Source organism: Microcystis sp. M079S1 (genome assembly GCF_020246425.1).
Taxonomy (GTDB): Bacteria; Cyanobacteriota; Cyanobacteriia; order Cyanobacteriales; family Microcystaceae; genus Microcystis; species Microcystis aeruginosa.
In genome coordinates, this window is record NZ_JADBSZ010000225.1 from 1 (window position 1) to 7,932 (window position 7,932).

Sequence of the window (7,932 nt, forward strand, 5' to 3'; positions counted from 1 at the left end):
AAAAGATATTTATCAGAAAAGTCATGATCAAGCTAGAGGTTTAAAGACTGATCGGGTTCCAATTATTTTTATTAATAAATATTTTACACAATTCATACCAGGTAAGCAAGAGAGCTACGCCACTACTACCGAATCATTACCCCACAGTAAATGAAAATGTTCCTGTTAACACAGTGATTGGAACATTTTCTAGCACAGACCCCGATACTGGCAATACCTTTACCTATAGCTTAGTTGCAGGGACAGGAGATACAGATAATACAGCATTCTCGATTGTAGGGAATCAATTACAGATTAATAATTCCCCAGATTTTGAAACCAAGAATAGTTACAGTATTCGGGTAAAAACCACCGACCAAGGGGGACTAAGTTTTGAGAAAACCTTGACAATTGCGGTAAATGATGTTAATGAAAATCCTAGTAACCAAGCTCCGACAAATTTAGCCTTAAGTGCGACAACAGTAAATGAAAATGTTGCCCCCAATACAGTGATTGGAACATTTTCTAGCACAGACCCCGATACTGGCAATACCTTTACCTATAGTTTAATAGCAGGAACAGGAGATACAGATAACTCAGCTTTCTCGATTGTGGGGAATCAATTACAGATTAATAATTCCCCAGATTTTGAAACCAAGAATAGTTACAGTATTCGGGTAAAAACCACCGACCAAGGGGGACTAAGTTTTGAGAAAACCTTGACAATTACTGTCAATGATGTTAATGAAAATCCTAGTAACCAAGCTCCGACAAATTTAGCCTTAAGTGCGACAACAGTAAATGAAAATGTTGCCCCCAATACAGTAATTGGAACATTTTCCAGTACAGACCCCGATAGTGGTAATAGCTTTACCTATAGTTTAGTTACAGGAACAGGAGATACAGATAACTCAGCATTCTCGATTGTAGGGAATCAATTACAGATTAATAATTCTCCCGATTTTGAAACCAAAAATAGTTACAGTATTCGGGTAAAAACCACCGACCAAGGGGGACTCAGTTTTGAGAAAACCTTGACAATTACTGTCAATGATGTTAATGAAAATCCTAGTAATCAAGCTCCCACAGCCCTAATTTTCCAAAATGCTGTCACCGAGTTAGCTGAAAATGTCAATGTCACACCAGAATTTAAAGTCGCCGATCTCCTGATTGAAGATGATGGTTTAGGAACCAATAATCTCTTCCTCACGGGACGGGATAGGGAGCGCTTCTTAATTCAGAATTCAGCCCTTTTCTATGTCGGTTTTACTCCTAATTTTGAAGCCCAAAATAGTTACGAAGTCACCGTCAATGTCGATGATACAACCGTTGGTGTCACCCCCGATCTCACCCAAACCTTCACTTTAAACATCACCGATGTCAATGAAGCTCCCACAGCCCTAATTCTTGCTAATAGCACCAAGGCGATCGCTGAAAATACCGATACCAGTCAAGGTGTCAAAGTTGCCGATATTCAGATCAGCGATGATGCCTTGGGGACAAATAGCCTTTCTTTGCTGGGCAGTGATCAGAGCAGTTTCCAGATTCGTGGCCGGGAATTATTCTTCATCGGTAAGGCTGATTTTGAAGCCCAATCCCTCTATAATCTGACGGTGGCGGTGACGGATACTACCCTCAACCCGGCTCCCAATGCCACGCCAGACGCAACGGTTAATTTCACCCTAGAAATTACCAATCTACCCGACCAAGCCGTTAATCCCCAAACCCTCCAATTTAACAATACGGGTAATGGACAAGGTTCTCTGGTTTTCAACTTCAGTGACTTGCCCGGTAGCATACAGGTCAAAGCCATTGAGGAAGGACTTAAACAGACGGGAGCTTTCTTCAATAACGTTGTCGGTCTCTATCCAGTGGCGGATGACAACGGAGCCGTTTTTGACAGCCTCGATTTAGATGGAGATGGCAACGTGACAGAGTTAATTCAACCGGGTCAAGCGGGTTATGCCCGTAGCGCCTTAAGTCAAGCAGTGAATAACTTCATTTTGCGGGCCAGTGGGGAAGGGGCAAACCAAAGCACCACCGCCGCTGAATTTGGGGATGTGTTGTTGGAAGGGGGGCGACGCTACGCACCCTTTGTGATTGCCAATGGGGGCAATCTGGGAGAAAGTCTGCAAGGGAGTATTCAGGCATTTTTGACCAAGAATCCCGATAACGTGGCGGCTACCCTAGAAAACTATAGGACCCATGAGGTGGCCTATTTCTCCTTTGGGGCGGCAAATCCTGATGGGGCGGAACATTTACGGTCAAGGGGGAATAATATCTTTGGCTTTGAGGATTTACCGGGTAACTTACCCAATATCAGCGATAACGATTTTAATGATGGGATTTTGGCGTTTAATTTTATTGCTTAATCGTCCCTTGCTGGTTTGACAAACCATTTCCTCTGGGAGTTGGCGGCGATCGCCTTTTTCTAACTGCGAATCACCGTCATTTGTTGCCCCACAGGACTCATTGCGGTTTCCGATTAATGATAGCACGGCTGGCTTCCAATCCAGCAATGATTTATTAATAAATATCACCGGATTTACCGGTACTTTACCAGCTTTAGGGAGCATTCCAGTGAGTAATTTCTTTGTTTAATTAGGGCTTGCTGAATAAATCTAAAAACCTTGTTGGATAATATCTTTAGACTTTTTGGAAATCAAAAAGTACCGGCCCTGGGAGTGATCGGGGGGAAAATTCAGGGACTTTTTCCCTGAAAATTAGGTAATTGACCACCTGAAAATCGGTAAAACCCTACACCCCACACCCTACACCCCACACCCCGCCCCCAGGAAAAACTTTTTCAGCCAACCCTAATTAAGTAGGTGTAGGGTGCGTGTTTGCGACTATCAATTCCGTCAAAAAACCAAAATTAACAATCCGCCGTAACGCACCAACTCTATTATTAAATCGGTGCGTTACGCTATCGCGCTTCACACCCTAGGAGTAAGCAGACAACTCAAATGAACCCAACAACCGCCAATTATGATGAACCCTGGCAAGAAGCATTAAGCGAATATTTTGAAGCGTTTTTCCAGAAAACGGGTTTCTCGGAGAAACCCGTTTTCTGGACTTTAAGACAAAAAAACGTTTCACCAGCGCGGAATAGCTGGTAAATATCCTCAAGGGTTACCGAAAAATTGGGTTTAAAGCCTCGCCCTTTTAGGGCGACTTTATATGATGTATAATATTAAGAATAGGGGGCCGGGTAAGCAACCGCTTAAAAAACCCAGTCATCAACCGATGAACGCACCTTGAAAACCAGAGTTATGGGGTTCTCTAGGGGAATGCTCCTATAGGTAAAAGCTCTAAGCGTCAAGTACCAGAGAAACCAAGTATTTTATTAGAGGTTTTGAACTGTATCGTAGGGGACCCCGAGAACAGGCTTCTGTAAGGTCGCGAAAGTCTGAGGAGAGAACCACCTCTGGGTTGGATTTCGCCAGGAATCTAATTCAAGTGGACTCGTTGAGCCAGAAATTCTCAGCAGTGATGCGAGAAGAATCCACGTCGTAAACGGCGTGGAGTATGTCAAAGGTTCACTCATAGACTGACATCGGCAACACAACACCCCTAATCATTTTAGCGATTCGGTCGAGAAAACCGAGGAGAGCGAGAGAGCAAAAACGAGATAAATATTAAGAATTGTGTAAAAACCTTGACAAATATGCAAAAGTGTATATGTGAAGGCGAGGACTAAGCCAACCGGTGGATAGGATGCACAATCAGTATTCAGGTATTGATTCGGCAAGGCTGGCACTCAAATTAATATCCGTAACCATAGAGAAAAGGTTATATAAATCTAACTAATCATTTACTTGAGTAATTGGTATTTTACAAATCGCTGAAAGCAAGTCACCATAGGAATTAAGCAAATGCAGTTCCGAATCAAATCCTGTGGGAGATAGAAATTATGGTTGCTTTAATCACCCCAAAACCCGCTAAAACCAGCCGTTTAACCACACAAATCCAAGAAATCGCCGAAAATACTTTTACCTTGCGCTGTTTGGATTGGGATCGCGATCGTTTTGATATCGAATTTGGTTTAGAAAACGGTACGACTTATAACTCTTTTGTTATTCAAGGGGAAAAAACCGCCCTAATTGATACATCTCACCGCAAATTCGATCGCCTTTATCTGGAGGAATTAACTAAACTAATCAACATCAATCATCTTGATTATTTAATTATCAGTCACACTGAACCCGACCACAGTGGTTTAGTCAAAGAAGTTTTGGAATTAGTCCCAGAAGTTACCGTGGTTGGGGCAAAAGTTGCCATGCAATTCCTGGAAAACATGGTACACAGACCCTTTAAACAGTTAATCATTAAAAGTGGTGATACTTTAGATTTAGGTAATGGCCATGTCTTAGAATTTGTTGCAGCCCCTAATCTTCATTGGCCTGATACTATCTTCACTTTTGATGCTAAAACTGCCACCCTTTTTACCTGTGATGCCTTCGGAATGCACTTTTGTGATGATCAAACCTACGATCGAGAAAAAGACCTGCTAGAAGCCGATTTTCAAACCTATTATGACTGTCTGATGCGACCGAATGCTCGTTCGGTTTTAGGGGCGATTAAAAGAATCGAGAAATTTGAGATTAATCTCATTGCCACCGGTCACGGTCCCCTATTAAAACACCATATTTCTGATTGGGTGGGACGCTATCAAACTTGGAGTCAAGAACAAACTTCTGCCGATACTTTAGTGGCTGTATTTTTTACCCAAGATTACGGACAAAGCGAACATTTAGCTACTATGATTAGTCAGGGTTTGACTAAAACTGATGTGGTGACAGAATTAGTCGATATGAATAATGCTGATCCCCACGAAGTCAGAGAATTAATCAATCAGTCTAAGGGAGTTGTCATCGGAATGCCTCCCCAATCTTCCCTGACTAACCAGACGATTTTAAGCACAATTCTTGCTGCAGTTAATGGCAAACAAGCGGTAGGATTATTTGAGTCAGGAGGTGGGGAAGATGAACCAATTTTTCCCTTGAGAAATAAATTACAGGAAATGGTCGCGATCGAAGCTTTTCCTCCTCTTTTAGTTAAAGATAATCCCAATCAATCCCTCGATTTTATTGCCGATGAAGCAGGAACCGACCTCGGCCAATGGTTAAGCCGAGAAAAAACGATTAAACAAATTAAATCGATTAACAACGACTTAGAAAGAGCTTTAGGCCGTATTAGTACCGGATTGTATCTAATTACTTCCCAAAAAGCCGATTTATCTAGTGCCATGATTGCCTCTTGGGTGACACAAGCAAGTTTAAATCCTTTAGGTGTGGCGATTGCAGTGGCCAAAGATCGGGCAATGGTATCCTTTTTACAGCCTAGCGATACCTTTGTTTTAAATGTTTTAGCTGAGGATAATTACCAGAAATTAATGAAACATTTCCTCAAGCGTTTCTCTCCCGGTGCCAATCGTTTTGAAGGCATTAAAACCTATACTGCCAATAATGGATCACCAATTTTAGCGGATGCCTTAGCTTACATAGAATGTGAAGTCACCAGTCGTTTAGATTGCGGCGATCATTGGGTAGTTTATTGTACCGTTAATACCGGACGAGTTGCCCGTTTAGATGTCTTAACTGCTGTCCATCATCGCAAAGTTGGCAACCATTATTAACAGTTATCAGTTATCAGTTATCAGTTATCAGTTATCAGTTATCAGTTCACCGATTACTGGTTACTGGTTACTGCTCACTGAAAAATCCCCCCAACAGCTAACACCCAATTCTATCAATCTTAGGAGAAATAAGCTAAACGGCGCTTAACCTGCATGATCCAATAGCTATAACCCTTTTGGAGTCTATATCGGTGATCCGAAGTAAAAGCCGTTTAGCTTAAAATGTACGAACCAATTAAAAAACCTTCCCCAATGATGGTGCGAGTAGTGCAAGTCTTAGAAACAATTCAAGATTTAATCGTCATTTCTCTCTGTATCGGTTTATTTAGCTTCATGGTGTTAGAAGTCAGAGAAATGTTTATGTCTCTGCTGCCACCGATTCAATTTCGGATTATTACCGCCGATATTTTATTCCTCTTAATTCTAGTAGAATTGTTCCGATTGTTGATTATTTATTTGCAAGAAAAACGAGTTTCTATCGGTGTTGCCGTGGAAGTTTCTATCGTCTCGGTTTTGCGAGAATTAATTGTCAGAGGAGTCCTAGAAACTAATTGGACACAAGTATTAGCTGCCTGTGCTTTTCTAATAGTTCTCGGTACATTAATGGTGTTAAGAGTTTGGCTTCCTCCCACCTTTGAAGGTATCGATCCTGAACAAAAAGTTTCTGAACGTTATCGTCAACATTTAGTTAAAGAATTAACTGAAATAAACAGCAAAATTTAGTCAGTTATCAGTTATCAGTTATCAGTTATCAGTTATCAGTTATCAGTTATCAGTGAGAAGGGGATAGGAAAATGGGGTAATAGGGTAATGGGGAGATAGAGTAATTTCCCCTAAAACCCTACTTCCCCAACACCCCACACCCCACACCCCACACCCCACACCCCACACCCCACACCCCACACCCCACACCCAACAACTAACACCCAACTTAACAATTATGACCACTAATACCTTAATTCCCAATCCTGCTATTAATAATCGCTCCCGCGATGTTCAAACCGCCGAAATTGCCGATCAAACTTGGGTTTTTTGCTCCCGTACTTGGGACAGATTAAAATTTGAAATAGAATATGCTCGTCAACGGGGAACCACCGCTAATTCCTATCTTATCTGTGGCGATAAAACTGCCTTAATCGATCCTCCTGGAGAATCCTTCACCGAAATTTATTTAGAAGAAATTCGTCAATATATCTCCTTACATCGTCTCGATCATCTGATTCTCAGTCACGTTAATCCCAATCGTATCGTCACTTTAAAGGCATTATTATCCGAAACCCATCAAATCACCATCTTCTGTTCTAAATCTGCCGTCAATACCCTTAAAAATGCCTTGCCCGATGCACAAATTTTGGGCATACGAACCGATGAAATCCTTGATTTAGGGCAAGGTCATCAACTAAGTTTTATTAATGTCCCTACGCCGCGCTGGCCTGATGGTATCTGCACTTTTGACCAAAAAACCCAAATTTTATACAGCGATAAATTCTTTAGTGTGCATCTGTGCAGTGACGCTCTTTGGGATAAAAATTGGAAACAATTAGACGCAGATCGTCGTTATTATTTTGATTGTCTCCATGCCGTGCAATCCAAACCGGTAGAAACAGCCCTCGACAAAATTAAAGAATTTCCCGCCCAATATTATGCACCCGCCCACGGTCCGATAATTCGTTATAGTCTTAGTCGTCTTGCCCACGATTATCGTTATTGGTGTCAAGAACAAAAAACTCGACCTCTACAAGTGGCTTTATTATATGCTTCTGCCTACGGAAATACTGCCACCCTGGCCCGCTCGATCGAACGAGGATTATTAGAAAATGATCTGGCCGTAGAATCAATCAATTGTGAGTTTGCCACCCCCGCCGAAATTGGTCAAGCGATCGAAAATTGTGACGGATTTATTATCGGTTCTCCCACCTTAGCCGGTCACGCTCCTACCCAGATCCAAACCGCTTTAGGAATCGTTCTTTCCACGGCAGCAAAAACTAAATTAGCCGGGGTTTTTGGTTCCTACGGTTGGAGTGGGGAAGCTGTAGATTTAATTGAAACTAAACTCAAAGATGCTAATTATCGCCTCGGTTTTGAATCCTTGCGCGTGCGTTTTAGCCCCACAGAAAGCAGTTTACAAGCAGGTTATTTAGCCGGAGAAACCTTCGCCCAGACCTTGAAAAAAACGGCTCTTCGTTACCCTTTATGCTAAATCAACAGACAAGATGCCAAGATAACATACTTCTAACCCAAAAATTCCGAAAGTTTCTAAAGCCATAGCCTCTCCGTTTTATTAGTTTAAGTTTATTGTTGATTCCCTCGACCAC

At 41.9% G+C, this 7,932-nt stretch carries 5 protein-coding genes and 2 pseudogenes; 6 read left to right on the top strand and 1 reads right to left on the bottom strand.

Annotated features, from left to right (window positions below; translation table 11 throughout):
* Positions 1–173 precede the first annotated feature (173 nt).
* From IM456_RS15145 to IM456_RS15170, 6 genes and pseudogenes are all read left to right on the top strand, one after another.
* Positions 174–2,351 (top strand): DUF4114 domain-containing protein, encoded by a 2,178-nt coding sequence (locus IM456_RS15145; protein ID WP_287707228.1) that lies wholly within the window; start codon positions 174–176, stop codon positions 2,349–2,351.
* A 112-nt stretch (positions 2,352–2,463) separates the two neighbouring features.
* Positions 2,464–2,580, top strand: a pseudogene (locus IM456_RS15150) (bluetail domain-containing putative surface protein); the annotation flags it as partial.
* Positions 2,581–2,945: 365 nt separating this feature from the next.
* Positions 2,946–3,098 carry a hypothetical protein gene (locus IM456_RS15155; protein ID WP_172970577.1) on the top strand — a complete coding sequence of 51 codons (153 nt, stop codon included), beginning with the start codon at positions 2,946–2,948 and terminating at the stop codon, positions 3,096–3,098.
* A gap of 794 nt (positions 3,099–3,892) precedes the next feature.
* Positions 3,893–5,617, top strand: a complete 1,725-nt coding sequence (locus IM456_RS15160) for a diflavin flavoprotein (RefSeq protein WP_149988538.1) — start codon at positions 3,893–3,895, stop codon at positions 5,615–5,617.
* A gap of 222 nt (positions 5,618–5,839) precedes the next feature.
* Positions 5,840–6,340: a phosphate-starvation-inducible PsiE family protein gene (locus IM456_RS15165; protein ID WP_149988540.1), complete on the top strand. Its 501-nt coding sequence runs from the start codon at positions 5,840–5,842 to the stop codon at positions 6,338–6,340.
* 217 nt (positions 6,341–6,557) lie between these two features.
* Positions 6,558–7,808, top strand: a pseudogene (locus IM456_RS15170) (FprA family A-type flavoprotein); the annotation flags it as partial.
* A 10-nt stretch (positions 7,809–7,818) separates the two neighbouring features.
* Here the strand turns inward: IM456_RS15170 and IM456_RS15175 are convergent.
* On the bottom strand, positions 7,819–7,932 hold a 114-nt coding region (locus tag IM456_RS15175; protein ID WP_130758671.1), incomplete at its 5' end, for a transposase.